Source organism: Geodermatophilus sp. SYSU D00079, assembly GCF_054050635.1.
Window position 1 is genome coordinate 21,079 of record NZ_JBJGZS010000013.1, and the last position, 24,002, is coordinate 45,080.

The following is a 24,002-nucleotide window of genomic DNA, read 5'->3' on the forward strand; positions in this document are numbered from 1 at the left end:
TGGGGTGGGTTCATGCGTCCTCCCGGACGCCGGCCATCAGCCGGCCCAGTGCGTAGGCGTCGAAGTCCCCGCGGGCGCGCTCCCCGACCACCCGGCCGGAGTAGAGGACCACCATGCGGTCGGCGAGCAGGCTCAGCTCGTCGAGGTCCTCGGAGATGAGCACGACGGCGCAACCGCGGTCGCGGGCCTCCTCGACACGGTCGTAGACGAAGCGGGTGGAGCGCAGGTCCAGCCCGCGGGTGGGGTTCTGCAGCACGAGCACCGAGGGCTCGCGCTCGAAGGCCCGCGCCAGCACCAGCCGCTGGATGTTGCCGCCGGAGAGATTGGCGGCCGGGGCGTCGGGGCCCGGGGTCCGGATGGCGTAGCGCTCGATGGTGCGCCGGGCGTGCTCCCGCACACCCCGCCAGTCGATCAGCCCGGCCCGGCGGTAGGCGGGGTCGCGCTGGGAGCCCAGCAGCAGGTTGTCGGTGACCGACGCCGCACCGAGGATGCCGTCGCGGTGGCGGTCCTCCGGCACGTAGGCGACGCCGGCGTCCAGCCACCGCGACGTCGGCCGGCCGGCCAGCTCGGTGCCGTCGACGGTCACGCTGCCCGACCGCACCGGGCGGACACCGGCCAGCGCCTCGGCGAGCTCCACCTGGCCGTTGCCGGCGACCCCGGCCACCCCGAGGACCTCCCCCGACCGGACGGCGAGGTCCAGGCCGTGCAGCGCCGACACGCCGTGGTCGTTGTCGACCTCGAGGTCGGCGACGGCCAGCCGCACGGCCGAGCCGGTGGCCGCGTGCTCCGGCGCCTCCGCCGCGACGGCGCCGACCGCGGTCAGGCCGAGGGCGGCGGCGACCTCCGTGGACTGCTCGGCGGCCAGCTCGCCGACCATGAGGCCGGCCACCCCCGCGGCGTCGGTCTCGTCCCGGCGGACGGTGGTGAGCCGGCGGCCGTCGCGCATGACGGAGATGCGGTCGCAGATGGCCAGCACCTCGCGCACCTTGTGCGAGATGAACACGACGCTGGTGCCCTCGGCGACGATCTCGCGCAGCGAGGCGAACAGCGCGTCGACCTCCTGCGGGGTCAGGTTGGTCGTCGGCTCGTCGAGGACCAGGATGCGCGCCCCGCGGTAGAGCACCTTGAGGATCTCCACCCGCTGGCGGGCGCCCACCGACAGCCGGTCGGTCCGCGCCCGCGGGTCGACCGACAGGCCGAAGCGGTCGGAGAGCTCGGCGATCCGCCGGCCGGCCGCGCGCAACCCGCCCGAGCCGCCGCTGGTGCCGACGACGACGTTCTCCACCACCGTGTACGCCGGCACCTGGAGCAGGTGCTGGTGCACCATGCCGATGCCCAGGCCGATGGCGTCGCGCGGCGACCGGACGTGCACCTCCTGCCCGTCGACCCGGATGGTCCCCGCGTCGGGCCGGTACAGGCCGTAGAGGACGTTCATCAGGGTGGTCTTGCCGGCGCCGTTGCCGCCGACCAGGCCGTGCACCTCGCCGGCGGCGAGCTCGAAGTCCGCGTCGACCAGCGCCTTGACCGGCCCGAAGGACTTGGTCACGCCGCTCATCGACAGCGGCACCCGTTCCGCCGACGCCTCCCCCGCCCGCGGCTGCTGCGCCGCCGTCACTCGACCGGGGTGACGTCGCGCTCGACCTCGATCTCGCCGCTGGTGAGACCCGCGATCACCTGGTCGACCTGGTCGATGACGGCCTGGTCCACACCGGCCGGGGGCTGCAGCGAGATGCCCTGCTCGAAGGTCATGCCGAGGTAGCCGCCGGTCTCGCCGTCCTGCACCTGGCCGAGGATCTCGTCGAGCATGACCGAGAAGTCGTAGAGCACCGAGGTCAGGTAGTGGTCGGGGGCCAGGTCGGACTTGTCGGTGTACTTGGCGGTGATCCGGACGGCGCCGGCGGGCTCGGCCTTGACCGCCTCGAAGGCGCCGACCATGCCCAGGTTCAGCGAGCCGAGGACGACGTCCGCGCCGCCGGCGACCAGCTGGCTGGTGAACTGCTGGCCGCGGGTGGGGTCGTTGAGGTCACCGGTCCACACGGGGGTCAGCGTCGCGGTGGAGCCGACGTCGGCCAGCGCCTGCTCGACGGCGTGCACCTCGGAGTAGCTGAAGGGCAGCGTGGCCCCGCCCAGGTAGGCGATCTGCTGGCTCTGCGTGGTGGCCGCGGCCAGCACGCCCAGCGGGTAGAAGGCCAGGTGGAAGTTGCGGTCGAGCACCCACACGTTCTCGGGGACGTCGGCGGGCTCGGTGTCCTGCTCGGCGATGAAGACGACGTCCGGCGCCTCCTCGGCCACCGCGACCGTGGCGTCGTAGAACTGGCTGCCGTGGGTCCAGATGACGGTGTAGCCGTCGGCGACGTACTCGCGCAGGACCCGCTGCGCGTCGGGCACCGCCACGCTCTCGGAGTAGGTGGTCTCCGCGCCGTACTCGCTCTCCGCGGCCTGCAGCGCCTCGAGGCCGAGGAAGGTGTAGTCGGCGTCGGTGGTGGTGCCGGAGAAGACCGCGGCGATCCGCGGCGCCTCGCCGTCCGCACCGCCCCCGCCGCCACCGCCGCCGCCGTTCTCGTTCCCGCCACAGGCGGTGGCGGTCAGCAACAGGGCCGAGCACAGGGCGGCGGAGCGCAGGAACACACGGGCGGATCGCATGGACGGGCACCATCCTCGGTCTCACGGTCGGAGGAGCGAGAGCCTGTCAGCCCCGTGTCACGCCTTCCCCCGCACCGCGGGCAGCCGAGACCGAATCGATACCGACCGCCGCGCGGGCGAACCGGTCCGCCCACTCGCGCAGGAGTCCGCGCAGCTCCGGCGGCGTGACCACGGTGAACTCCGCCCCCAGCGACCCGAGCGCGAACGCCGGCCAGTCCAGGGCGTCGGTCTCCAGGTGCACCCGGCTGCTGCCGGGGCCCTCCTCGACCACCCGGGCCCAGCGGCCGATGCGGGCGCGCACCTGGTCGGCCGGCGCCGCCACCACGGCCTCGACCACCACGGGCGTGGCCCGCGGCCCCATCCCCGCGCGCACGAAGGCCGCGGCGTCCTCGGCCGGCAGCCGCCGCGGGGCGAAGCGGGCCCCGGTGGGGCGCGGCGCGGTGAGCCGGTCGAGCCGGAAGCTGCGCCAGTCGCCGCGGCCCAGGTCGTAGGCGACCAGGTACCAGCGGCGGCCCAGCGCGACCAGCCGGGCCGGCTCCACCTCCCGCTCGGTGGGGGTGCCGTCGGCCGCGGTGTAGCCGAACGCCAGCCGCTCGGTGTCGCGGCACGCCTGCGCGACGGTGGTGAGCACCTCGGCGTCGATCACCGCGGGGCCCTCCCGCCACCCGGCCGGCTCGGTGACCGCCCGCAGCGCGTCGGCCCGGCGGCGCAGCCGCGGCGGCAGCACCTGCACCACCTTGGTCAGCGCCCGCACCGAGGACTCCGCCGTCCCGGCGATCGCGCTCTGCGCCGCCGCCTGCAGGCCGACGACGAGGGCGACCGCCTCCTCGTCGTCGAGGACCAGCGGCGGCAGCGCCGCACCGGGCGCGAGCCGGTAGCCGCCGTCCACCCCGGGCTGGGCCTCGACCGGGTAACCGAGGTCGCGCAGCCGCTCGACGTCCCGTCGCAGGGTGCGCAGCGAGACGCCCAGCCGATCGGCCAGCTCGGCGCCGGCCCAGTGCCGCCGGTTCTGCATGAGGGAGAGCAGTCGCAGGGTGCGGTTGCCGGTGTCGCCCATGCCGCCACATTCTCGCGGATTGCGGACAGGAACTGGCACCGATGGCTCCTAGCGTCGTCCTCGACGGATCCACCAGGACACGGAGGCGGGCACCATGACCACGACGACGACCACCCTCACCGGCGAGCGGGCGGACCTGCTCGAGGCCCTCGCCACCCACCGGTACTTCCTGCGCCACACCGTCCAGGGGCTGACCGACGAGCAGGCCCGGCAGCGGACGACGGTCAGCGAGCTGACCCTCGGCGGGCTGGTCAAGCACGTGGCCCACACCGAGGCGACCTGGGCCCGGTTCATCGTGGAGGGCCCCGGCGTGATGGCCGGACCGGACGACCCGGACCAGATGGCGCAGTGGGCCGAGGAGTTCCGCATGGGCCCGGACGAGACGCTCGAGGGCATCCTCGCCCACTACGAGGAGGTCGCCGCCCGCACCGACGAGCTGGTGCGCACCCTGCCGGACCTGGACGCGGCCCAGCCGCTGCCCGAGGCGCCGTGGTTCCCGCCGAACGCGGTCCGGTCGGCCCGCCGGGTGTTCGTGCACGTCATCGCCGAGACCGCCCAGCACGCCGGGCACGCGGACATCCTGCGGGAGTCCCTCGACGGCCAGAAGACCATGGGCTGAGCCTGCGGCGGCGTGGCCGGGGCGGTCCCGGCGCCTCGCGGTCCGGACGGCACGGGGCCTCGCGTACGGACGGCACCGGGCCTCAGCCGTCGCCCTCCAGCTCGGCGACGTGCTCGAGCGCCCGGTCGCGGGCGGCGGCGGCCTCGGTGGCCCGGCGCTCGGCGGTGCGGCGGTGCCGCTCGGCGCTCTTCAGCTCCTCCGCGGTGTCGGCCGCCTCGCGCTCGACCCGGGCGAGTTCGTCGGTGAGCTCCTCGACCCGCGCCTGCAGGTCGGCCCGGCGGGCGTCGAGGTCGTCGACACGGTGCCGCTGCCCCTCGGCGGCCGCACGGGTCTCGGCGGCGAGTGCCGTGGCCTCCTCCGCGGCCCGCCGGGCCTCCTCGAGCTGCTGACGACGCCGCTCCTCCTCCGCCCGGCGCGCCTCCTCCTCCCGGCGGCGGGCCTCCTCCTCGCGCTGCCGCCGGCGCTCGGCGGCGTCCGACCCGCGCGGGCGGGCGGGCGCCTCCGGGCGGGGCGGCGGGACCAGCCGCAGCGCCGGGCGGACGCCGGTCGTCCCCATGCCGCTGTAGGACATCGGGGAGGTGAGGCGGCCGGTCAGCAGCGCCTCCCCCGCCTCCGGGTCGGCCATGGCGGCCCGCAGGGTGTCCTCGACCTGCGCCTCCACCGAGCTGCTGACCCGGTGGCCGCGCTCGCGGGCCAGCGCGCTCGCCTGCCGGCTCAGGGCGGTGAGCAGCTGGGAGCGCTGCCGGTTGAGCGCCTTGAGGGAGTCGCCGGCGAGGTTCTCCTGCGCCTCGCGGAGCAGCCCGCCGAGCTCGACGAGGCCCTCGATCTCCTCACGGTGCTCGCGCACGAGCAGGTTGCACACCCAGGCGGCCGCCGAGGGCTTGGGCAGGGTGCCGATCGCCTTGGCCAGCGGCCGGTCGCCGGCGCCCCTCGCCTGGTCCTGGCGCTGCTTGCGCAGCGCGGTGAACTCCTCGGGCGGCACCTCGTAGAGCTCGTCGGCGACGTCCTCGAGGTCCACGGGGCGACCCTGCCACGACCCCGGAGCGGTCAGCAGCAGGTGGCCCCGCAGGCGCCGTCCTCGCCCGGCACGCAGCAGTCGCCGCCGCCGACGGCGGCGAGCGCGAGGTCCTCCTGCCCCTCCAGGTCGGCGCGGGCGTCACCGGTGACCGTGTAGACCTCCCACGGCTCCCCGCCGGGACCGGTCACCCACACCTTGTCCTGGACCGCGTAGCAGCAGGTCGTCTGCTCCTCGACCCGCGTGGCCAGGCCCGCCCCGGCCAGCCGCGCGGTGGCCGCGGACACCTCGTCGGTCGAGGCCACCTCGACGCCGAGGTGGTCCATGCGGGTGGGTTCCCCGCCGGCGCCCTCCAGGAGGACCAGCTTGAGCGGCGGCTCGGTGACGGCGAAGTTGGCGTAGCCCGGGCGCCGCTTGGCCGGAGGAGTCGCGAACAGCCGCGAGTAGAAGTCCACGGCGGCGTCGAGGTCGGCGACGCGGAGGGCGAGCTGGATGCGGGACACGGAGGGCCTCCATCGGTCAGGACATCGACGACTGTCGATGTCTGGTGGGACACCACCACCTTCCATCGATGGTTGTCAATACGACGGACGTCGTTACGATGAGCGGCGATGTCCGACCGAGGAGGACCCCGATGAGCGACCCCGGCCTCGCCTGCTGCACACCGCTGACCGGCACGGCCATGTCCGCCGAGCAGGCCGAGCAGGTCGCCCCGCTGCTCAAGGCCCTGGCCGACCCGGTGCGCCTGCGCCTGGTCAGCCTGATCGCCTCCAGCGGCACCGGCGAGGCCTGCGTCTGCGACCTCAACGACGCCTTCGACCTGACCCAGGCGACGATCAGCCACCACCTCAAGGTGCTGCACTCCGCCGGGCTGCTCGACCGCGACAAGCGCGGCGTGTGGGTCTACTACGCGGTGCGCCGCGACGCGCTGGCCGCCGTGGCCGGGCTGTTCGACACCGCGGCGGTCCCCGCGTGAGCGACATGGTCTCCGAGACCGCCGCCGCACCGCCCACGGCGCCGGTGCTCCAGCGGCTGTCCACCCTCGACCGGTTCCTGCCGGTCTGGATCGTCGCGGCGATGGCGCTCGGCCTGCTGCTGGGCCGGTGGGTCCCGGGTCTGGACGACGCGCTGTCGGCGGTCGAGGTCGGCAACGTCAGCCTGCCGATCGCCGTCGGGCTGGTCCTGATGATGTACCCGGTGCTGGCCAAGGTCCGGTACTCCGAGCTCGACCGGGTCACCGGGGACCGGCGGTTGATGGCGGCCAGCCTGGTGCTCAACTGGCTGGTCGGGCCGGCGCTGATGTTCGCGCTGGCCTGGCTGCTGCTGCCCGACCTGCCCGAGTACCGCACCGGGCTGGTCATCGTGGGCCTCGCCCGCTGCATCGCGATGGTGCTGATCTGGAACGACCTGTCCTGCGGCGACCGGGAGGCAGCGGCCGTGCTGGTCGCGCTGAACTCGGTCTTCCAGATCGCCGCCTTCGCCGCGCTCGGCTGGTTCTACCTGCAGGTGCTGCCCGGCTGGCTGGGTCTGCCGACGACGTCGGCGGAGTTCTCCGTCGGGGCGATCCTGCTCAGCGTCCTGGTCTTCCTCGGCATCCCGCTGCTGGCCGGTTTCCTCACCCGCACGCTCGGCGAGCGGAGGAAGGGCCGCGACTGGTACGAGGGCCGGTTCCTGCCGCGCATCGGCCCGGTGGCCCTCCACGGCCTGCTGTTCACCATCGTCATGCTGTTCGCGCTGCAGGGCGAGGCGATCACCTCGCGGCCCTGGGACGTCGTCCGGATCGCGCTGCCGCTGCTGGCCTACTTCGCGCTCGTGTTCGGCGGCTCGTTCCTGCTCGGGATGCGGCTGCGGCTCGGGTACGCCAAGACCGCCACGCTGGCGTTCACCGCGGCCGGCAACAACTTCGAGCTGGCCATCGCGGTGGCGATCGGCACGTTCGGCGTCACCTCCGGGCAGGCGCTGGCCGGCGTGGTCGGCCCCCTCATCGAGGTGCCGGTGCTCGTGGCGCTGGTGCACGTCGCCCTGTGGGCGGGGCGCCGCTGGTTCGCCGGCGACCCCACCGCCCCCCACGTCACGAGGAGCGCCCGGTGACGCCGTCGGTCCTGTTCGTCTGCGTGCACAACGCCGGCCGCTCCCAGATGGCCGCCGGCTGGCTGCGGCACCTCGCCGGGGACGCCGTCGAGGTCCGCTCGGCCGGGTCGCTGCCCGCCGACCAGGTGAACCCGGCGGCGGTGGCGGCCATGGCCGAGGTCGGCATCGACATCACCGACCAGCGACCGAAGGTGCTCACCACGGAGGCGGTCGAGGCCTCCGACGTCGTCGTCACCATGGGCTGCGGCGACGCCTGCCCCGTGTTCCCCGGCACCCGGTACCTCGACTGGCAGCTGCCCGACCCGGCCGGCCAGGGCATCGACGCCGTCCGGCCCATCCGCGACGACATCGAGGCCCGGGTGCGTGCCCTGCTGGCGGAGTTGCCGCCCGCCACGCCCTGACGTCGCGAAGATCACGCCCGGACAGTGGCCGCCGCCGCAACACGCAGGTCACGCGCGGGCAACACTGTGGGCATGCAGGAACGCACGCCGCTGGCGCAGACCCTCGCCGGCCCCGCGCTGATCGTCGTCGCCCTCGGGGTCCTGCCCCTCCTCTGGGACGCCCCGGTCGTGTGGCGGGTGCTCGGCCCGCTGGTGGCCGCGGTGTACGCGGTCCGCGCGCTCACGATCGTCTGGCAGCGGGTGTTCAGCACCTCGCCGCGGCACCTGCACGTCTGACCCACCACGCACGGCAACCCCGGACCGCGTGCGGTCCGGGGTTGCCGTGCGTGGCGGCGCGGGTCAGCCGAAGATGAGCACCCCCAGCACCGTGGCGACCACCAGGCCGGCCATGACCGGCAGGAAGCAGCGCCGCGCCAGCTCCACGGCGGGCACCCGGACGAAGCCGGCCACCGCGAGCAGCGAGGACCAGGCGACCAGCGTGCCGCCGCCGGACCAGATGTTGCCCATCTGGCCGATGGCCGCCAGCGTCGGGCTGCTGACGCCGGCACCCTCGGCCAGCGAGCCGGCCAGCGCACCGGTGAGCGGCAGGCCGGAGAAGCCCGAGCCGTCCAGGCCGGCGACGACGCCGACGATCATGACGCCGAAGGCCGTGAGCAGGGCATTCGCCGGCAGCTGGTCCTGACCGGCCACGACCAGGTCGAACAGCAGGTTCGGCGCCGTCTCCCCCTCGGGGATGCTGAGGATCGACGCGGCGAACTCCCCATTTCCGAGGAAGAAGAAGCCGGCGATCGGGAGGACGACGCCCATCGCCTTGAACGCGAACACCAGGCCGTCGACGATGTGGTCGGCTGAGGTCTCCAGGAACTTGTTCCCGCCCCGGGCGTAGGCCGCACCGAAGGTGACCAGCAGCGCGATGCCGCCCACGAGCGCCGCGGCGTCGCCGCCCTGCAGGTCCGGCACGGAGTCCGAGACGCTCGCCACGACCAGGTAGACGATCAGCGCCAGGTAGGCCAGCGGCACCAGCAGGGCGAACGCCTTGGAGGCGAGGGGCTTCTCGATCGGGGTGATGGTGTGCGCCTCCGGCGGTACGGGGCCCCCCGCCGGCGTACCGATGAGCGCACGGCCCTTGCTCAGGCGGGCCGCGATGGTCTGCGCCTCGTCACGGGGCCGGACGCCCCCGGTGCTGGCCGCCGCGACCAGCTCGCGCTGCCCCTCGATCGACGGGCCGCCGCCACCGGTGCCGTCCGCGGGCAGGTCGGCACCGCCGGGGCGACCGGCACCACCCTGGTCGGCAGCGTCCTCGAGGGCCTCGGCGTCGGCACTGCCGCTGCGCCGGTCAGCGGCGTTCTCCCACTCGGCGAGCAGGTCCTCCGACGGGCGCCGCATCTTGCGGATCTCCATCGCGTACCCGATCGCCAGGGCGACACCGCCGACGATCAGCGACAGCACCAGGCCGCGGTCGGCCACGACCGTCGCGTCCGCGTTGGCCGCCGTCGCCGACAACTGCGGCGCCACTCCGATGACGTAGTCCGCGGACAGCGCCATGCCCTGGCCGGCGATCGCGATGGTGAAGCCCACCGCCAGCGGACGCAGGCCGGAACGGATGGCGACCGGCACCAGCACGGCGCCGACCAGCGGCACCGCGGGGGTGGGCCAGAAGAACAGCGAGATGAAGTACGTGACGATGACCAGCGTCCACCAGGACAGGTGCGCGTTGCGCATGACCCGGCGGAACGGCGTCACCATCCGCTTGTCCGAGCCCAGGCCCTCCAGGGACCGCAGCATCGCGGTGACCATCGCGATGATCAGGAAGATGTTGAACAGGCTGGTCGCCGCGGTGAGGCTGGCATTGAAGACCGATGACAGACCGGTCGCGAGGCTCCCCGACCACACGAGCGCGGTGAGGAACGTGGCCACCACTGCCGGCACCACGATGTTCTTGCGCATGATCATCGTGGCGAGGATGACGACCACCCCGGCCAGGAAGACCCAGTGCGCTGCTGTGAGTTGCATCGACGCCCCTACGGGTGAGCCCAATGTGTTGGTGGAGAAAGCTCCCTGACCGGGGAGGGCCCGTCCATGAACGAAGTGCACACTCGCCCCGCCTGCGAATGTGCAGCCTGCCGTGGCCCTGTTCAACCCCCGTTGGCACTGTGTTCCCTTGACGTGAACGGGGAAGGACGTCTGTGACCGGCACCGCCACCCAGCACGAGCGACCCGCCACCGACGGGGCGTCCGCTCCCCCTCGGGCCGGCTGGCTGCTCGCCGCCCTGCTCGGGGCGACGTTCCTCGGCACCGTCAGCAACAACGTCGTCAACGTGCCGCTGCGCCAGATCACCGCCGACTACGGCGCCCCTGTCACCCAGGGCGTGCTGGTCGCCTCCGCGTCGGTGCTCGTGCTCGCGGTGGCCATGCCGACCACGGGCTGGATCAGCGACCGGCTGGGCCGCCGCCGCACGCTGCTGCTCGCGCTCGCGGTCCTGCTCGTCGGCACCGTCGGCGCCGCGCTGGCGCCCACCCTGCCCGCCCTGGTCGCCAGCCGGGCGGTGCAGGGGCTCGGCTGCGCCGCCGTCCCGACCGCGGTCATGGGCACCCTCGCCCGCTGCTGGCCGGTGAGCCGGCGCAACCGCGTGATGGGCGCGTGGGGCACGGCCAACGGCATCGGGCAGGCCGTGGGCCCCCCGGTGGGCGGCCTGCTCGCCGACGCCTGGGGGTGGCGGTCGATCTTCTGGGTGCTGGTGCCGGTGACCGTGGCGGTGCTGGTCCTCGCGGTCAGCGTCGTCCCCCGGGACGGCGGGTCCCGCGCCCCCATCGACGTCCCCGGGGTCGGGTCGCTGACCCTCGGCGTGGCCGCGCTGATGGCGGCGATCACCGCCGCACCCCAGGACGGCGTCCCGGGGTGGGTGCCCCTGGCCGGGGTCGCCCTCGGGGTCGTCGCCCTGGCCGCGTTCGTCGTCTCCGGGCTGCGCCGCCGGGAGCCGTTCATCGACCCGCGGCTGCTGGTCGAGATCCGCTGGCTGCGCAGCGCCACCGGCGTCTTCGTCCAGCAGGTCACGCTGTTCTCCGTGCTGGTGGCCGTGCCGCTGCACCTGACCGGCGTCGCCGGGTTGTCGGGCACCGCGACCGGTCTGCTGGTCTTCCTGCTGCCGGTGGTGTGGGCGGCGTCGGCACCGCTGGTCGGCCTGCTCGCCGACCGGATCGGGCCGAGGCCGGTGCTGCGGACCGGCCTCGGTGTGCTGCTCACCGTCTCCGTCGTCCTCGGCGTGCTCCTCGGCACCGGGACGACGGCGGTGCCGCCCATCGCCGTCGTGCTCGTGGTCGCCGGGTTCGGGGTGGCGCTGGTGCAGACGCCGTCGCTCAGCGGGGCCACGCGCTCACCGGCCGGCCAGCGGGGTGCGGGCCTGGGCCTGTTCAACATGATGCGGTTCATCGGCGCCTCGGTCGGCGCGGCCGGCGTCGCCGCCGCCTACCCCGACGCGCTCGGCTGGCTGTTCGGGGGGTGCGCGGCGGTCGCGGCGGCCGGGTTGGCGCTCAGCTTCGCCGGCCGGGAGGTACCCGACGCCCCCGCCGGCGACCCGGCACCGGAGCTCGCCACCGGCTGAGTCCGGCAGCAGGGCGACTCCTGGGTGGGAGCGTCCACCCCCCGAGGTCACCAGCGCCGGACTCCCGGCTCGGCGGCTCCGGACCAGCATGCCCGCCGACTGCCCCCGCGGCGTGGGTCGGCAGGGACGCGACGTACGTGGACATGCTGTTCATCCGATGGGCGTAGGCCTCGTATCCAGGGACGTCTGCCGAGGAGCTCCCCGCTCGATCCGGTGGCGGTCAGGAGTCGTCCTCCTGTCCGCCCGCCCGAGAGGAACTCATCGCTCGCTGCAGCGACTGCCCGGCCATCGATGGGCACCGTGCACAAATCGCGAGGTCACCGCTGGGCACCGTGCCGGTGAGCTGGATCACGGACGCCGCTAGCTTTCGGCGGACGGCCACCCGGGGTTGCGGGTGGCGCGAGTGTCCCGCTGTCCGGCCCGGTCGACCCGCTCCAGGCGGCCGAGCCCCGTGCACGCACCAGGAGGCACCATGGAGTTGACGGCCGCGCACTGGGTCTACATGGCAGGAGTGGCGTCGCTGATCGTCGTGATGCTGCTGCGGAAGAACGTCGTCGTCCCGGCGATCATCGCCACCCTGGTCACGACCTGGCTCTACACCGGGAACTTCCTCAACGGCCTCGGCTCGGTGTTCGGCGCCAGCATGGTGGCCACGACGGAGCTGCTGAACATCTTCCTGGTGCTCACCGTCGTCACCGCGCTGCTGGGCGCGCTGCGAGCCGTCGGGGCCGACCGGCGCATGATCGCCCCGCTGGCCCGGCTCATGAAGAACGGGCCGGTCTCCTACATCGCCCTGTTCGTCGTCACCTACCTCCTCTCCCTGGTCTTCTGGCCCACGCCGACGCTGGCGCTCGTCGCGGCCACGCTCCTGCCCGCGGCGATCGCCGCCGGGCTCTCCCCGCTGGGCGCCGCCATGGCCATCGCCATCGCCGGTCAGGGCATGGCGCTGGCCTCCGACTACGTCATCGGTGTGGCACCGAGCCTCTCGGCCGGCGGCGCCGGGGTGCCCGCCGGCGACATCGCCGACAAGGCGCTGGTCCTGAGCCTGGTCGTCGGCGGTGTGGCCATCACGATGACCTGGTTCATGCACGTGCGCCGTGACTCGCGGGGCGGCGTGCTGCCGGGCTCCGACGGGGCGGCGCGCAGCGGCCGGCTGGCGACGCTGACCAACCGCACCGTCAGCCTCGCCGAGATCCCCGCGACCGTCGGGACCGCGCTCACCACCAAGGGCGAGCCGCTGCGGGTCGGGTCCGGCGGCTCGGCCACCACGACCGTCGTCGTCGGCGGCGACGGCTCGGGCAACGGGCGTGGCCCGGCGGGCGGTAACGGGCACGGGCCGGCCGGCGGCAGCGGCTCCCCCGCTCCCGGGGACGCCGACGACGGGGCCGCCGCGCCGCTGCGGACCCGGCACGCCCGCCTGTACGCCCTCGCCGTCCCACTCGCGTTCGCGGCCCTGGTGGCCTACCTGCTGCTCGGCAAGGTCACCGACCTCGTGCCGGAGGTCGAGGCCGGGTGGGGGGCCGCGCTGGTCGGCGGGCTGGCCCTGCTCCTGATGCTGGGCGTCACGCTCTCCTCCGGCGGCGACGGCCTCGAGCGCGCCGGTGAGCACTTCGTCGACGGTCTGCTGTTCGCCTTCCGCGCCATGGGCGTCGTGATCCCGGTGGCCGGCTTCGTCCTCGTCGGCATCTCCGACTTCGCCGGGCGCATCATGCTGCTCCCCGAGGACGCCGAGGCCCCGGGCTTCCTCTTCGACGTCATCTCCAGCGGCGAGCGGTTCATCCCGGACAACTCCGTGGTGGTCATGTTCGCGATGCTGGTCGCCGGCATGCTCATCGGCCTGGACGGCTCGGGCTGGGCCGGGCTGCCGTTCACCGGTTCGATGGCCGACGCGTTCGCCGCCTCGACCGGCGCGGACACCGCGACCCTCGCGGCCATCGCGCAGAACGCGGCCGGGTGGACCGGCGGCGGCACGCTGGTCATCTGGTCGTCGCTGATCGCCGTCGCCGGCCTGACGGGGGTCCCGGTCGCCACCCTGGCGAGGAAGCTGTTCGTCCCCGTCGTGACCGGCCTGGTCCTCAGCGTCGTCGTCGCCGCGGTGATCTGGTGAGCCGGGCGACGGTCCGCGGCGCGGCCCGCGACGTCCGCGCGGGACGGATCTCGCCGCTGGAGGTGCTCGAGGCGGCGCTGGCCCGGGTGCGGGTCGTCGACCCGGCGGTCCGCGCGTTCGTCGCGGTCGACGAGGACCGCGCGCGGGAGGAGGCCGCGGCCCTCACCGAGGAGGCGGCCCGCGGCCGGTTCCGGGGGCCGCTGCACGGGGTGCCGATCGCGGTCAAGGACCTCATCGACGTGCGTGGCCTGCCCACCCGCGGCGGCTCGCTGGTGACCGACGACCGGCCGGCGACCCGCGACGCCGCCGCGGTGCACCGGCTGCGCTCGGCGGGCGCGCTGGTGCTGGGCAAGACGACGACGCACGAGTTCGCGCACGGGGTCACCACCCCGCCCACGCGCAACCCGTGGGACCTCTCCCGCATCCCCGGCGGCTCCAGCGGCGGCTCCGCGGCGGCGGTGGCCTCGGGCCAGGTCCCGGCCGCGCTCGGCAGCGACACCGGGGGGTCGATCCGCGTGCCGGCGGCGCTGTGCGGGGTCTCCGGGCTCCGGCCCCGGCCGGCCGACGTCCCCACCGGCGGGTGCCTGCCGTTCTCGCCGAAGCTGGACACGTGCGGGCCGATCGCCGGGGACGCCGAGGACCTCGCCCTTCTCTTCGCCGTGCTCGGTGCGACGCACTGCCCCCTGCCCGCGTCGGTCGCCGGCCTGCGCGTCGGCACCGTGCCGCCCGGGCAGCTCGGGGACGTCGACCCCGAGGTCCTGGCCGCCGTCGAGGCGGCGGTCGGGGTGCTGCGGGAGGACGGTGCCGTCCCCGTGCCGGTGGACGTCCCGCCGTTCCCGTCGTGGAGCGCACCCCGGACGGTGTACGTGCTGTCGGACTTCCTCGCCGTGCACCGGGCGGAGGGCTGGTACCCCGGCCGCCGGGAGCACTACGGCGCGGAGGTGGCGTCCTACCTGGCCCTGGCCGAGCGGATCACCCGGCGAGAACGGGAGGCCGCCGTCCGGGAGCTCGAGCGCCTGGAGTCCCGGCTGCGGGCGGCCCTCGAGGACGTCGACGTGCTGGTGCTGCCGACCACGGCGGTGCCCGCGCCGACGGTCGAGGAGTGCGCCTTCCGACCGGGGGACGCCGGTCGCTCGCCGGTCGTGGGCACCCTCATGCGGCTGTGCGGACCGTTCAGCTGGTGCGGGTTCGCCGTCGTCAGCGTCCCGTGCGGGTCCACCGCCGACGGCCGGCCGATCGGGCTCCAGGTCGCCGGCCGCGACGTCCCGACGGTGCTGGGTGTCGCCGCCCGGTACCAGGCGCGCACCGACCACCACCTGCGGTCACCGGCGCTCGACCCCGCACCCGCGGGGCGCTGAGCCGGCCCCGGCCGGGCCGGCGCCGGACGGCGCCGGCCCGGCGAGGAGTCAGTGGGTGAGCTTGAGCCCGACCACGCAGCCGACGATGCCGGCGAGCAGCAGCACGCGGACCACCGACACCGGCTCCTGGCCCGCCCACATGGCGTAGCCCGCGGTCAGCGCGGCACCGATGCCTACCCACACGGCGTAGGCGGTGCCGATCGGCAGGCCCCGCATCGCGAAGGCGAGCCCGGCCATGCTGCCGGCCAGGCCGACGGCGAACACGATCGAGGGCACGAGGCGGGTGAAGCCCTCCGAGCGGCCGAGGGCGGTGGCCCAGACGGCCTCGAGGACACCGGACAGGACGAGGACGAGCCAGTACACGGGGATCTCCTGGAACGCCGTCTTGTCGCTGTCCGGGTACGGCGTCACCTCGTCCGGGAGTCCGGTCCCGGACCCACCCCGAGGTTCTCACACCGGCGCCGCGGCGGGCGGTCAGATCGGTCACCACCCGCGCCGCCGGGAGGGCACGATGTCGGCCGTGGGCACGACCCGGGTCAGCCGTCACCTGCGCGCACCGCGCGCCGCCGTCTACCGGGCGCTGGTCGACGCCGACGCCGTCGCCCGGTGGAAGGTGCCTCCCGGGATGACCGCCACGGTGCACGACTTCACCGGCACCGAGGGCGGCACCTTCCGGATCTCGCTCACCTACGACGCACCCGACGCCGTCGGCAAGACCACCGCGCACACCGACACCTACCGCGGCCGGTTCGTGCGGCTGGTGCCGGACGAGCTGGTCGTCGAGGTCGACGAGTTCGAGACCGCCGACCCCGCCCTGCAGGGCGAGATGACCATCACCGTCACGCTGCGGGACGCCGACGGCGGCACCGAGCTGCTCGCCGTGCACGAGGGGCTGCCCGACGGCGTCTCCCCCGCGGACAACGAGACCGGCTGGCGGCTGTCGCTGGACCGGCTCGCCGCCCTCGTGGAAGACGACGCAGCGCTCAGTCCGGGCTGACCACCCGGTCGACCTCGGCGGTGGTGTCGGCCAGCAGGTCGAGGGTGTGGGCCAGCCACACGGTGAACTGGTTCTCCGCCTGCCGCAGGTCCATGCCGAGCAGCCGGGAGGCCCGGTCGAGCTTGTAGAGCATCGTGTTGCGGTGGATGTGCAGGTCGCGGGAGGCGGCGTTGACGTTGCCCCCGGCGGCGACGTAGGCCAGCACGGTGGCCTCCAGCTCGCCGCCGGCGGCGTCCCGCAGCGGCGCGAGGACGTCGTTGGCGAAGGACCGGCCGGTGCGGCTGGCCGCGACGTCCTCGAGGACGGCGTGCACCCGCAGCTCCTGGTAGCCGCAGACCGGCCGCAGCCCGAGCCGCCCCTGCAGCCCGTGGGCCAGCCGGGCCTCCCGGTAGCTGTCCGGGATGGCCAGCGCGCCCACCACCGGCCGGCCGTAGGCCACCCGCACCGGACGCCCGCCCTGGTCCTTGCGCCCTCCCAGCCAGCGGTGCAGGGCGGTCGCGTACTCGGCGACGACGTCCATCGCGGCGTCCGGCGTGCTCATGGAGCCGCGGCGGGCCGCCTCCCGGACCACGACGAGCACGTCGCCGACCATCGCCGCCTGGGTGTGCCGCTCCTGCTCGGGCAGCAGCCGCGCGGCCTGGGTGGCCAGCGCCTGCAGCCGGCCCGGCGCGTCGACGTCGGCCGGGGTGGTGACCCCCGAGGCCACGATGACGCCGAACCAGGACCGCACCGGGAAGCCGTAGTGCGCGGCCCGGGCGCTGATGTCCTCGACGGTGCCGAACCGGCCGTGCAGCAGGCCGTGGACGAAGTCGCCGCGGGCCTGCTCCTGGGCGCGCTGGACGCTGCGCAGCCGCAGCATCTCGGTGCCGATGATCGGCGCGGCCTGCTCGACGAGGACCCGGTGCTCGGCGAGGTCGTGCGGGTGCGGGTCGTCGGTCTCCTCGAGCAGCAGGATCCAGCCGTCGTGCCGGCCGCCGAGCACGATCGGGGTGAGCACGCAGGACAGCTCCCGCCCGCCCAGGGTGAACGGCGCGAGCCGCGGGTGCAGCTCCGTGGGCTCACCGCCGGTGCCGAGCTGCTCGGCCTGCGCGGCGAAGGCCGCCACCAGGTCGGGGGCCTCCACGGTGCGCGGCTGCCGCTGCTCCAGGGCGGCCAGCTGGCCGTGGGTGTCGAAGACGGCGACCGGGCGCTGGGACATCCGCGCCATCTGGCTGCACAGCGCCGAGAGCTCGGCGCCGCGGTAGAGCAGCTCGGCCAGCGCGCGGTGCACGGCCAGCCCGTAGCGGAGCACGTGGGTCTCGCGGGCGAGGGTGAGGTCGGCGACCAGCCGGTTGAGGACGGCGAACGGCACCGCGTCGGCCATGGTGGCCAGCGGCAGCCGGGCCGCGGCGGCGGCGTCCCCCGGCTCGGGTGCGTGCCCGTCGACCAGCAGCGCCGCGGCGCCGAGCTCGGCCAGCCGGGCGGCGGCGTCGGCCAGCGTGGCGCCGGACTCGGCCAGCTGCGCGGCGTGGGCGTGCACGAGCACCCCGGTGAGCGGCTCCTCCTGGGTCAGCGCGACCGACCACGGCGTCACCCAGTCCAGCCGGGTGACCGCCCCGGTCCGCCCGGCGTGGATGCGCGCCCGTCGCAGCGCCGGCTCCTGCAGGAGCCGGGCGAGGGTCAGCGCGTCGTCGGAGTGGGCGTGCGGCACCACGGGTCCCTTCGGTCAGAGTGCACAAGCTCGCACGGAGTTGCCACGGCAGTCTCACCATTGCCGGGGCGTCCGTCCAGCACGGAGGGTGGGGTTCGGCCGCCCCCACTCCCGCGGGGGACGGCAGCCGTCGACCCGGCCCGCGGGCCGGAGGAGGAGAACCCCGTGCACCAGGTCTTCCGCATCACCCTCGATGACGCCCTGCCGATGCTGGCGGCCGCCCGCGCGAAGGCCGAGGAGATCGGCGTCAAGCAGACGATCTGCGTCTGCGACGACGGCGGCAACGTGCTGGCGCTGCACCGGCTGCCCGGCGCCCGGCTGACCGGCGTGGAGATCTCCATGGCCAAGGCGTTCACCGCCGCCGGCCACGAGCGGGCCACGCACCTGTTCAACGAGCCCCCGAACGGCCCGGCGCTGCCGGGCAACGAGGCCTTCGGCATCGCGCACATGCTGCCGGGCAAGTTCGCCGTCTTCGTCGGCGGCTTCCCGATCGTGCACGAGGGCCAGATCGTCGGCGCGGTCGGCGTGAGCGGCGGCAACGGCGAGCAGGACAAGGCGGTGGGCGCCGCGGCGCTGCAGGCCTTCGCTGAGCACGTGGCGCAGGAGAACGCGCTGGTCTGACCCGTCGAGATCCCGTGATCTCGCACGTCCATGGCTCCCCTGGCGTGCGAGATCACGGGATCTCGCTGTCGTGGCTGTCGTGGCGTCGTGGCTGTCGTGGCGTCGGGGCCGTCAGCCGAGCGCCGCCACGAGCTCCACCTCGACCGGGGCGCCCGAGGGCAGGGTGCGGACGCCGACCGCGCTGCGGGCCACGACGCCCCGCTCCCCCAGCCGCTCGCGCAGCACCGCCGAGGCACCGTCGGCGACCGCTGGGTGCTGGGTGAAGCCGTCGACGGCGGCGACGAACACCGTCAGCTTGAGCGCCCGCACCCCGGCGAGGTCGCCGACGGTCTCGGCGATCGCGGTCAGCGCGTTGCCAGTGGCCAGGCCGGCGGCCTCGCGGGCGGTGGCGAGGTCGACGTCGGCCCCGACCACCCCGCGGACCACCAGTTCCCCGGCACGGCGCGGGGTCATGCCCGCCGTCCAGACCAGGTCGCCGTGGACGACGGCCGGAACGTAGTCGCCCTGCGGCGGGACGGCGGTCCTCCCGGGCTCAGACACCGAGCGCCACCCCGTCCTGCCGCGGGTCGGCGCCACCGGCGAGCACGCCGCGGGTCTCGTCCACCGAGACCACCAGCGCGCTGCCGCCGGCCCCCCACGCGCCGCACGGGCGGACGTCGTGGCCGCGGTCGGCCAGCTCGGCGAGCGTGGCCGCGCCGAGCCGGGTCTCGCACTGCAGCGTCTCCGGGGCGCCCAGGGCGTCGGCGTCGCTGCCGGGATGCACGGTGAACCGCGGCGCGGCCACCGCGGCCTGCGGGTCGAGGCCGCCGTCGACCAGGTGCGAGACGACCTGGGTGTTCCACTGCACCTGGCCGTCGCCCCCGGGGGTGTTGCCGGCGTGCCGGAGCCGGCCGGCGTCGTCGGTGAGGACCCACGCGTTGAGCGTGTGCAGCGGCTTGCGGCGCGGCGCCAGGGCGTTGGGGTGCCCGGGCAGCAGGTAGGCGCCGCGGCCCAGCCGGTTGTTGAGCGCGATGCCGGTGCCCGGCACGGAGATCCGGGCGCCGAAGGTGAACGCCAGCGAGGAGATGGCGCTGACCGCCCGGCCCTCGGCGTCCACGGCCACGCAGCTGGTGGTGTCCCCGGCCATGCCGACGCCGCCGGTGAGCAGCGGCTGGTGCTCCAGGCCGGCGCGCGCCGCGGCCAGCGCGTCGGCGGTCAGCAGGGCGCGCCAGGTGTCGGTGTCGGCGCCGCAGGACTCGTAGCGGTCCCGGAACGCGCGGCGGGCCGCCAGCGCCATGAGGTGGACGGCGTCGGCGCCGAGGGTGGGCCGGCCGAGCAGCTGCCCGTCGAGCAGGCCGGCCTGCTGCAGCGCCATCCAGCCCGGGGAGGGCGGCGGCGTCTGGTGCAGCACCAGGTCGCCGTAGCGGGTGGTGATCGACGGCTCGGCCGGGGCGGAGGCACCCAGCGCCCACTCCTCGCCGGAGAACGGCGCCCCGCCGGCGCGCAGCAGGGCGACGGCCTGCTCGGCCAGCGACCCGGAGTACAGCGCGAGGGGGTCGGCGGCCAGCAGCTCGATGCTGTCGGCCAGCTCGAAGGCCGGCAGCCGGTCACCGACGGCCGGCACCCGGCCCGAGGGCAGCAGCCAGCGGCGCAGCCCCTCGTCGGCGGCCAGCGAGCCGGCGTGCTCGGCGATGTCGGCGCGGTTCTTCACGGTGCACGGCAGGCCGGCCCGGGCGGCGGCGACGACCGGCGCCCACAGCTCGGCCAGCGAGCGGGTGGCACCGCGCGAGTGCAGCGTGGACAGCGCGGCGAGGGCACCGGGGGTGGCGACCGCCCGCGCACCACCCATCGGCAGCGCGGTCAGCCCCTCGTCGAGGTACCCCTCGGCGGTGGCGCCGTCCGGGCCGTAGCCGCTGCCGCCGACGGTCCACACGGTGCCGTCGGGCTCGCGGACGACGGCGAAGGCGTCACCCCCGATGCCGCACTGCCCCGGCAGGGACAGCCACGCCATCGCGGTCATCGCCAGCGCCGCGTCCACCGCCGTCCCGCCGTCGGCGAGCACCCGGGCACCGAGCTGGCTGGCCACCGGCGAGCTGCTGGTGACCATGCCGTCCGCGGCGATCGTCGGCCCGCGCCCGGCCTCGTCCTCCGGCGACCAGGTGCCCCCCGCGCCGGCCATCTAGTCCGCCGCCGGTGGCCGGCGACGCCGCGGGCCGCCCTCCAGCACGTCGCGCTCGGAGAGGCCGACGAGCACCTGGCCGTCCTCCTCGCGCACCGGGTAGGTGCGGATGGCCTCGGTGGCCGGGGGCGCGATCGGCTTGCCGGTCTCCAGCTCGAAGACGCTGTTGTGGCACGAGCAGCGGATGCCGTCGTCCTGCAGCTTCCCGGAGCTGAGCAGGCAGTCCAGGTGGGTGCAGTAGTTGCTGGTCGCGTACGCCCTGCCGTCCAGGCGGGCCACGGCCAGCTCCACCTGGCCGTGCTCGGTCTCGGCGTAGAAGCGGCGCACGTACCCGTTGGGCACCTGCCCCGCCCGGCAGATCCGCACGAAGGCGCACTCGGTGCTGGCCGCGGCCAGTTCCTCGTCGGTGGCCGCCAGGGGCCGGTCGTCGCTCATGCGCTCAGGTAGACGGTCTTGTCGACCGTGTAGAAGGCCATCATCGCTTCCCCTGCCTGTTCCTTGGACGTCTGCGTGCTGCTGTCCTTGAGGCCGCCGAACGGCGCGTTCATGGCCTGTCCGGTGGTGGTCTGGTTGATCTTCACGAGGCCGGCGGGCACCTCCCGGGCGAACCGGAGGGCGCGGCCGACGTCGGCGGTGACGATCGCCGCCGAGAGCCCGTAGCGGGTGGCGCCGGCCAGCTCGATCGCCTCGTCGAACGAGCCGACCCGCAGGAACGCCAGCACCGGCCCGAACACCTCCTCGGTGGCCAGCGCCGAGGCCGGGTCGACGTCGGCGAAGACCGTGGGCCGCACGAAGTGGCCGTGCGCGAGGGCGGGGTCGTCGTCGGCGGGGTCGCCGGGGCCGCCGACGACCAGCCGGGCGCCGTCGTCCAGGGCCCGGCGGACGGCGCCGAGCACCGACTCCTTCTGCCGGGCGGTGGCCTGGGGGCCGACGTCCACCCCCGGCTCGAGGCCGTGGCCGAGGCGCAGTGCGGCCGCCCTGGCGGCGACCCGCTCCAGCAGTGCGTCGTGCACCGCATCGTGGACCAGTACCCGGCTGGTGCCGGTGCAGGCCTGGCCGGAGAGGCCGAAGGCGCCCTTGGCGATCAGGCCGGCGGCGCGGTCGAGGTCGGCGTCCTCCAGGACGACGACGGGGTTCTTGCCGCCCATCTCCAGCTGGGTGCGCTGGCTGGCCCGCACCACGCGGTGGATGGACTCCCCCACCGCGGTCGAGCCGGTGAACGTGATCGCCCCCAGCCGGTCGTCGGCCACCAGCGCCTGCGACACCTCGGCCCCGCCGTGCAGGACGGCGAGCGCGCCGGCCGGCACCCCGCCCTGGAGCAGCGCGTCGACCAGGCGCTGGCCGAGCAGCGGCGTGACCTCGCTGGGCTTGAAGACGACGCCGTTGCCCGCGGCCAGCGCCGGGCCGAGCTTGCGGGAGGGGATGTTGAGCGGGAAGTTCCACGGCGTGATCGCGGCGACCACGCCCACCGGGGAGCGGCTGGTGAACACCAGGCTGCCGTCGCCGGTGGGCAGCGTCTGCCCGGCGGTGCGCAGCGCCTCCCCGGCGTAGAAGCGCAGGTTCAGCGGGGTGCGGGAGACCTCCACGGTGGCCTCGGCGCGGGTCTTGCCCTCCTCGCGGACCAGCTCCTCGACGAGGGCGTCGCGCTGGGACTCCAGCACGTCGGCGGCCTTCTCCAGGGCCCGGCCGCGCTTCTCCGGCGCGGTGTCGGCCCACTCCGACCAGCCGGCGAGGACGGCGGAGACCGCGGCGTCGGCGTCCTTCGCGTCGGACTCGGGGAAGACGCTGACCACCTGGCGGTCGTCGCCGGGGTCGCGGCGCTCGCGGGTCCGGCCGGTGACCGACTCGACCCACTGGCCCTCGACCAGGTTGCGCACGGTGCTGGTGCCCATCAGGCCGGCACCTCCTCGAACTCCAGGAGCTCCTCGAGCTCGACGGACTCGTCGGCCAGCCGGTCGGCGTCGACGGGGACGGCCAGGTCCACCAGCTCGCGGGCGACCGAGACGTCCTCGCCGCGCTCGACGGCGGCCGCGGCGACGACCACGCCGTCGCGCAGCCAGAAGACGCTGCCGTCGAGGGCGGCCACGTCGCCGCGGACGACGACCTCGTCGCCGGGCCGGACGCCGCCGAGCCCCAGGCCCTGGACGTTGACGTCGTACTGGTCGGTCCAGAACCAGTGCGGGTCGGCGAAGGCCCGGGGCCGGCCGGCGATGGTGGAGCCGATCGCCGCGGCCTGCTGCTGGGCGACGTCGGCGTGCTCGACGCGGACCCGGCCGTAGCGCGGGTGGTCGTGGGCGGCGACGTCACCGGCGGCGAAGACGTTCGGGGTGCTGGTGCGCCCGTGCGCGTCGACCTCCACGCCGTTGCCGACGGCCAGGCCGGAGGCCAGCGCCACCTCGATGTTGGGGTCGATCCCGATGCACACGACCAGGTCGTCGACGGTCTCGGTGCCGGTGGGCAGGGTGAGACCGACACCGTCGGGGCGGGCGGTGACCGCCTCGATCGGCCGGCCGAGGCGGAACTCCACCCCGCGGGAGGCGTGCAGGTCGGTGAGCGCCCGGCCGATGCCGGCGCCGAGGACGCGGGTCAGCAGCACCGGGTCGCGGTCGAGGACGACGACCTCGGCGCCGCGGGTGCGGGCGGCCGCGGCGACCTCGGTGCCGAGGAAGCCGCCGCCGAGCACACCGATGCGGCGGCCCGGGACGAGCCGGTCGCGCAGCCGGTCGCTGTCGGCGAGGGTGCGCAGGGTGTGCACGCGGTCCCCGGTGAGACCGGGCAGCTGGCGGGGGCGGCCGCCGGTGGCGAGGACGACGAGGTCGGCCGCGACGCCGCCGCCGTCGGCGAGCAGCACCGAGCCGGTGGCGGCGTCGATCCGCTCGACCGGGCTGCCGGTGCGGATCTCGACGTCGTTGGCGGCGCACCAGGCCGGGTCGAGCAGCCAGAGGCCCGCGTCGCCGGGGCCGGCCAGCCGCTCCTTGGAGAGCATCGGGCGCTGGTAGGGGCCGACGGGCTCGTCGCCGAGGACGACGACGGGGCCGGCGAAGCCGCGGCGGCGCAGCGCCTTGGCGGTGGCGGCGGCGACGTGGCCGGCGCCGACGACGACCAGGGTCTGTTCAGTCATGGGGATGCACCTCAGGCGGGAGCGTCGGGCGCGCTCTCGCGCCGGGGGGTGACGGGCTCGGGGTCGAGGAGGATCGCGCCCTCGTCGGTGACCTGGACGGCGTAGGTGGCCTGGCGGCCCTCCTGGTCCTCGGCCTCGCCGGTGCGCGGGTCGAACCGCCACTGGTGACCGGGGCAGATGACCTGACCGTTGAGCAGCGTGCCCTTGGTGAGGAACCGCTCCTTGTGGACGCACACGTCGTCCATCGCGAACACCTCGTCGTCGACGAGGAACAGGGCGATCGGGCAGCCGCCGACGGTGACCTGCTTGCGCTTGCGGCGGGTGAGGTCCTTCATGTCGGCCACGTGCACCCACGCGCCGGGCGAGGGGGCGGGGGCGGTCGCGGGGCTCGCGGGCTGGCTCACGGGAGGGCCTCCGGTCGAGGGCGTGCGGGGAGGGCGCCGGGTGCGGCCGGCGGTGCGGTGTGGGGGTCGGTGCGGTCGAGGGGGGGGGGGGGGCCGGGGGGGCCCCCCCCCCCCCCCC

Annotated in this window: 24 protein-coding genes and 1 riboswitch; of the genes, 10 read left to right on the forward strand and 14 right to left on the reverse strand. The window is 75.2% G+C overall.

What is annotated here, in order from left to right; translation table 11 throughout:
• Positions 1-10 precede the first annotated feature (10 nt).
• The 3 genes from ACI79E_RS12490 to ACI79E_RS12500 are packed head-to-tail and all read right to left on the reverse strand — an operon-like array spanning position 11 to position 3,700.
• A complete protein-coding gene (locus tag ACI79E_RS12490) occupies positions 11-1,615 on the reverse strand; it encodes an ABC transporter ATP-binding protein (protein WP_456932866.1) in 1,605 nt (534 codons plus the stop codon).
• Positions 1,612-2,643, reverse strand: coding sequence for a BMP family protein (locus ACI79E_RS12495; protein ID WP_456932867.1), 1,032 nt, complete (start codon positions 2,641-2,643; stop codon positions 1,612-1,614). Before ACI79E_RS12495 ends, ACI79E_RS12490 begins: the two co-directional genes overlap by 4 nt.
• Positions 2,644-2,689: 46 nt before the next feature.
• Complete coding sequence (locus ACI79E_RS12500) at positions 2,690-3,700, reverse strand: helix-turn-helix transcriptional regulator (RefSeq protein ID WP_456932868.1); 1,011 nt, start codon at positions 3,698-3,700, stop codon at positions 2,690-2,692.
• Between the two features lie 94 nt (positions 3,701-3,794).
• Between ACI79E_RS12500 and ACI79E_RS12505 the strand changes: the two genes are divergently transcribed.
• Positions 3,795-4,319, forward strand: coding sequence for a DinB family protein (locus tag ACI79E_RS12505; protein ID WP_456932869.1), 525 nt, complete (start codon positions 3,795-3,797; stop codon positions 4,317-4,319).
• An 82-nt stretch (positions 4,320-4,401) separates the two neighbouring features.
• Here the strand turns inward: ACI79E_RS12505 and ACI79E_RS12510 are convergent, their stop codons facing one another.
• Positions 4,402-5,337 carry a hypothetical protein gene (locus ACI79E_RS12510; protein WP_456932870.1) on the reverse strand — a complete coding sequence of 312 codons (936 nt, stop codon included), beginning with the start codon at positions 5,335-5,337 and terminating at the stop codon, positions 4,402-4,404.
• A gap of 29 nt (positions 5,338-5,366) precedes the next feature.
• Complete coding sequence (locus tag ACI79E_RS12515; RefSeq protein WP_456932871.1) at positions 5,367-5,837, reverse strand: ArsI/CadI family heavy metal resistance metalloenzyme; 471 nt, start codon at positions 5,835-5,837, stop codon at positions 5,367-5,369.
• Between the two features lie 131 nt (positions 5,838-5,968).
• Between ACI79E_RS12515 and ACI79E_RS12520 the strand changes: the two genes are divergently transcribed.
• The 4 genes from ACI79E_RS12520 to ACI79E_RS12535 all read left to right on the forward strand — a co-directional run bounded on the left by ACI79E_RS12520 (position 5,969) and on the right by ACI79E_RS12535 (position 8,102).
• On the forward strand, positions 5,969-6,310 hold the full coding sequence (locus ACI79E_RS12520; protein ID WP_456932872.1) for a metalloregulator ArsR/SmtB family transcription factor: 342 nt from the start codon (positions 5,969-5,971) through the stop codon (positions 6,308-6,310).
• 5 nt (positions 6,311-6,315) lie between these two features.
• Positions 6,316-7,425, forward strand: coding sequence for an ACR3 family arsenite efflux transporter (arsB, locus tag ACI79E_RS12525; RefSeq protein ID WP_456932955.1), 1,110 nt, complete (start codon positions 6,316-6,318; stop codon positions 7,423-7,425).
• Positions 7,422-7,826 (forward strand): arsenate reductase ArsC, encoded by a 405-nt coding sequence (locus ACI79E_RS12530; RefSeq protein WP_456932873.1) that lies wholly within the window; start codon positions 7,422-7,424, stop codon positions 7,824-7,826. Before arsB ends, ACI79E_RS12530 begins: the two co-directional genes overlap by 4 nt.
• A gap of 72 nt (positions 7,827-7,898) precedes the next feature.
• On the forward strand, positions 7,899-8,102 hold the full coding sequence (locus tag ACI79E_RS12535) for a hypothetical protein (RefSeq protein ID WP_456932874.1): 204 nt from the start codon (positions 7,899-7,901) through the stop codon (positions 8,100-8,102).
• Between the two features lie 63 nt (positions 8,103-8,165).
• Here the strand turns inward: ACI79E_RS12535 and ACI79E_RS12540 are convergent, their stop codons facing one another.
• Positions 8,166-9,839: a hypothetical protein gene (locus ACI79E_RS12540; RefSeq protein ID WP_456932875.1), complete on the reverse strand. Its 1,674-nt coding sequence runs from the start codon at positions 9,837-9,839 to the stop codon at positions 8,166-8,168.
• 173 nt (positions 9,840-10,012) lie between these two features.
• On the opposite strand from ACI79E_RS12540, the gene ACI79E_RS12545 reads away from it, so the two are divergent.
• The 3 genes from ACI79E_RS12545 to ACI79E_RS12555 all read left to right on the forward strand — a co-directional run bounded on the left by ACI79E_RS12545 (position 10,013) and on the right by ACI79E_RS12555 (position 14,893).
• Positions 10,013-11,428, forward strand: a complete 1,416-nt coding sequence (locus ACI79E_RS12545; protein WP_456932876.1) for an MFS transporter — start codon at positions 10,013-10,015, stop codon at positions 11,426-11,428.
• 472 nt (positions 11,429-11,900) lie between these two features.
• A complete protein-coding gene (locus ACI79E_RS12550; protein WP_456932877.1) occupies positions 11,901-13,535 on the forward strand; it encodes a hypothetical protein in 1,635 nt (544 codons plus the stop codon).
• On the forward strand, positions 13,532-14,893 hold the full coding sequence (locus tag ACI79E_RS12555; RefSeq protein ID WP_456932878.1) for an amidase: 1,362 nt from the start codon (positions 13,532-13,534) through the stop codon (positions 14,891-14,893). The genes ACI79E_RS12550 and ACI79E_RS12555 overlap by 4 nt, the downstream gene beginning before the upstream one ends.
• A gap of 48 nt (positions 14,894-14,941) precedes the next feature.
• Here the strand turns inward: ACI79E_RS12555 and ACI79E_RS12560 are convergent, their stop codons facing one another.
• Positions 14,942-15,256: a DMT family transporter gene (locus ACI79E_RS12560; protein ID WP_456932879.1), complete on the reverse strand. Its 315-nt coding sequence runs from the start codon at positions 15,254-15,256 to the stop codon at positions 14,942-14,944.
• A gap of 11 nt (positions 15,257-15,267) precedes the next feature.
• A riboswitch (guanidine-III (ykkC-III) riboswitch) is annotated at positions 15,268-15,334 on the reverse strand.
• A 70-nt stretch (positions 15,335-15,404) separates the two neighbouring features.
• Between ACI79E_RS12560 and ACI79E_RS12565 the strand changes: the two genes are divergently transcribed.
• Positions 15,405-15,890 carry an SRPBCC family protein gene (locus tag ACI79E_RS12565; RefSeq protein ID WP_456932880.1) on the forward strand — a complete coding sequence of 162 codons (486 nt, stop codon included), beginning with the start codon at positions 15,405-15,407 and terminating at the stop codon, positions 15,888-15,890.
• Here ACI79E_RS12565 and ACI79E_RS12570 read toward each other — a convergent pair.
• Positions 15,877-17,580 (reverse strand): PucR family transcriptional regulator, encoded by a 1,704-nt coding sequence (locus ACI79E_RS12570; RefSeq protein WP_456932881.1) that lies wholly within the window; start codon positions 17,578-17,580, stop codon positions 15,877-15,879. The two genes, ACI79E_RS12565 and ACI79E_RS12570, sit on opposite strands and share 14 nt — an antisense overlap.
• 165 nt (positions 17,581-17,745) lie before the next feature.
• Between ACI79E_RS12570 and ACI79E_RS12575 the strand changes: the two genes are divergently transcribed.
• A complete protein-coding gene (locus ACI79E_RS12575) occupies positions 17,746-18,201 on the forward strand; it encodes a GlcG/HbpS family heme-binding protein (protein WP_456932882.1) in 456 nt (151 codons plus the stop codon).
• 111 nt (positions 18,202-18,312) lie between these two features.
• Here the strand turns inward: ACI79E_RS12575 and ACI79E_RS12580 are convergent, their stop codons facing one another.
• The 6 genes from ACI79E_RS12580 to ACI79E_RS12605 are packed head-to-tail and all read right to left on the reverse strand — an operon-like array spanning position 18,313 to position 23,884.
• On the reverse strand, positions 18,313-18,741 hold the full coding sequence (locus ACI79E_RS12580; RefSeq protein ID WP_456932883.1) for a RidA family protein: 429 nt from the start codon (positions 18,739-18,741) through the stop codon (positions 18,313-18,315).
• Positions 18,734-20,359 (reverse strand): gamma-glutamyltransferase family protein, encoded by a 1,626-nt coding sequence (locus ACI79E_RS12585; RefSeq protein WP_456932884.1) that lies wholly within the window; start codon positions 20,357-20,359, stop codon positions 18,734-18,736. The genes ACI79E_RS12580 and ACI79E_RS12585 overlap by 8 nt, the downstream gene beginning before the upstream one ends.
• Positions 20,360-20,794: a Rieske (2Fe-2S) protein gene (locus ACI79E_RS12590; RefSeq protein ID WP_456932885.1), complete on the reverse strand. Its 435-nt coding sequence runs from the start codon at positions 20,792-20,794 to the stop codon at positions 20,360-20,362.
• Positions 20,791-22,251, reverse strand: a complete 1,461-nt coding sequence (locus ACI79E_RS12595) for an aldehyde dehydrogenase family protein (protein WP_456932886.1) — start codon at positions 22,249-22,251, stop codon at positions 20,791-20,793. The genes ACI79E_RS12590 and ACI79E_RS12595 overlap by 4 nt, the downstream gene beginning before the upstream one ends.
• On the reverse strand, positions 22,251-23,480 hold the full coding sequence (locus tag ACI79E_RS12600) for an NAD(P)/FAD-dependent oxidoreductase (RefSeq protein ID WP_456932887.1): 1,230 nt from the start codon (positions 23,478-23,480) through the stop codon (positions 22,251-22,253). Before ACI79E_RS12600 ends, ACI79E_RS12595 begins: the two co-directional genes overlap by 1 nt.
• A gap of 11 nt (positions 23,481-23,491) precedes the next feature.
• Entirely contained in the window at positions 23,492-23,884 is a 393-nt protein-coding gene (locus ACI79E_RS12605; protein WP_456932888.1) for a Rieske (2Fe-2S) protein, read from the reverse strand.
• Positions 23,885-24,002: the final 118 nt, after the last annotated feature.

Coding starts and splice junctions, on each gene's coding strand:
- ACI79E_RS12495 (WP_456932867.1), bottom strand. CDS start 2,643: ATGCGATCCGCCCGTGTGTTCCTGCGCTCCGCCGCCCTGTGCTCGGCC.
- ACI79E_RS12500 (WP_456932868.1), bottom strand. CDS start 3,700: ATGGGCGACACCGGCAACCGCACCCTGCGACTGCTCTCCCTCATGCAG.
- ACI79E_RS12505 (WP_456932869.1), top strand. CDS start 3,795: ATGACCACGACGACGACCACCCTCACCGGCGAGCGGGCGGACCTGCTC.
- ACI79E_RS12520 (WP_456932872.1), top strand. CDS start 5,969: ATGAGCGACCCCGGCCTCGCCTGCTGCACACCGCTGACCGGCACGGCC.
- arsB (WP_456932955.1), top strand. CDS start 6,316: ATGGTCTCCGAGACCGCCGCCGCACCGCCCACGGCGCCGGTGCTCCAG.
- ACI79E_RS12535 (WP_456932874.1), top strand. CDS start 7,899: ATGCAGGAACGCACGCCGCTGGCGCAGACCCTCGCCGGCCCCGCGCTG.
- ACI79E_RS12540 (WP_456932875.1), bottom strand. CDS start 9,839: ATGCAACTCACAGCAGCGCACTGGGTCTTCCTGGCCGGGGTGGTCGTC.
- ACI79E_RS12550 (WP_456932877.1), top strand. CDS start 11,901: ATGGAGTTGACGGCCGCGCACTGGGTCTACATGGCAGGAGTGGCGTCG.
- ACI79E_RS12565 (WP_456932880.1), top strand. CDS start 15,405: ATGTCGGCCGTGGGCACGACCCGGGTCAGCCGTCACCTGCGCGCACCG.
- ACI79E_RS12585 (WP_456932884.1), bottom strand. CDS start 20,359: ATGGCCGGCGCGGGGGGCACCTGGTCGCCGGAGGACGAGGCCGGGCGC.
- ACI79E_RS12590 (WP_456932885.1), bottom strand. CDS start 20,794: ATGAGCGACGACCGGCCCCTGGCGGCCACCGACGAGGAACTGGCCGCG.
- ACI79E_RS12595 (WP_456932886.1), bottom strand. CDS start 22,251: ATGGGCACCAGCACCGTGCGCAACCTGGTCGAGGGCCAGTGGGTCGAG.
- ACI79E_RS12600 (WP_456932887.1), bottom strand. CDS start 23,480: ATGACTGAACAGACCCTGGTCGTCGTCGGCGCCGGCCACGTCGCCGCC.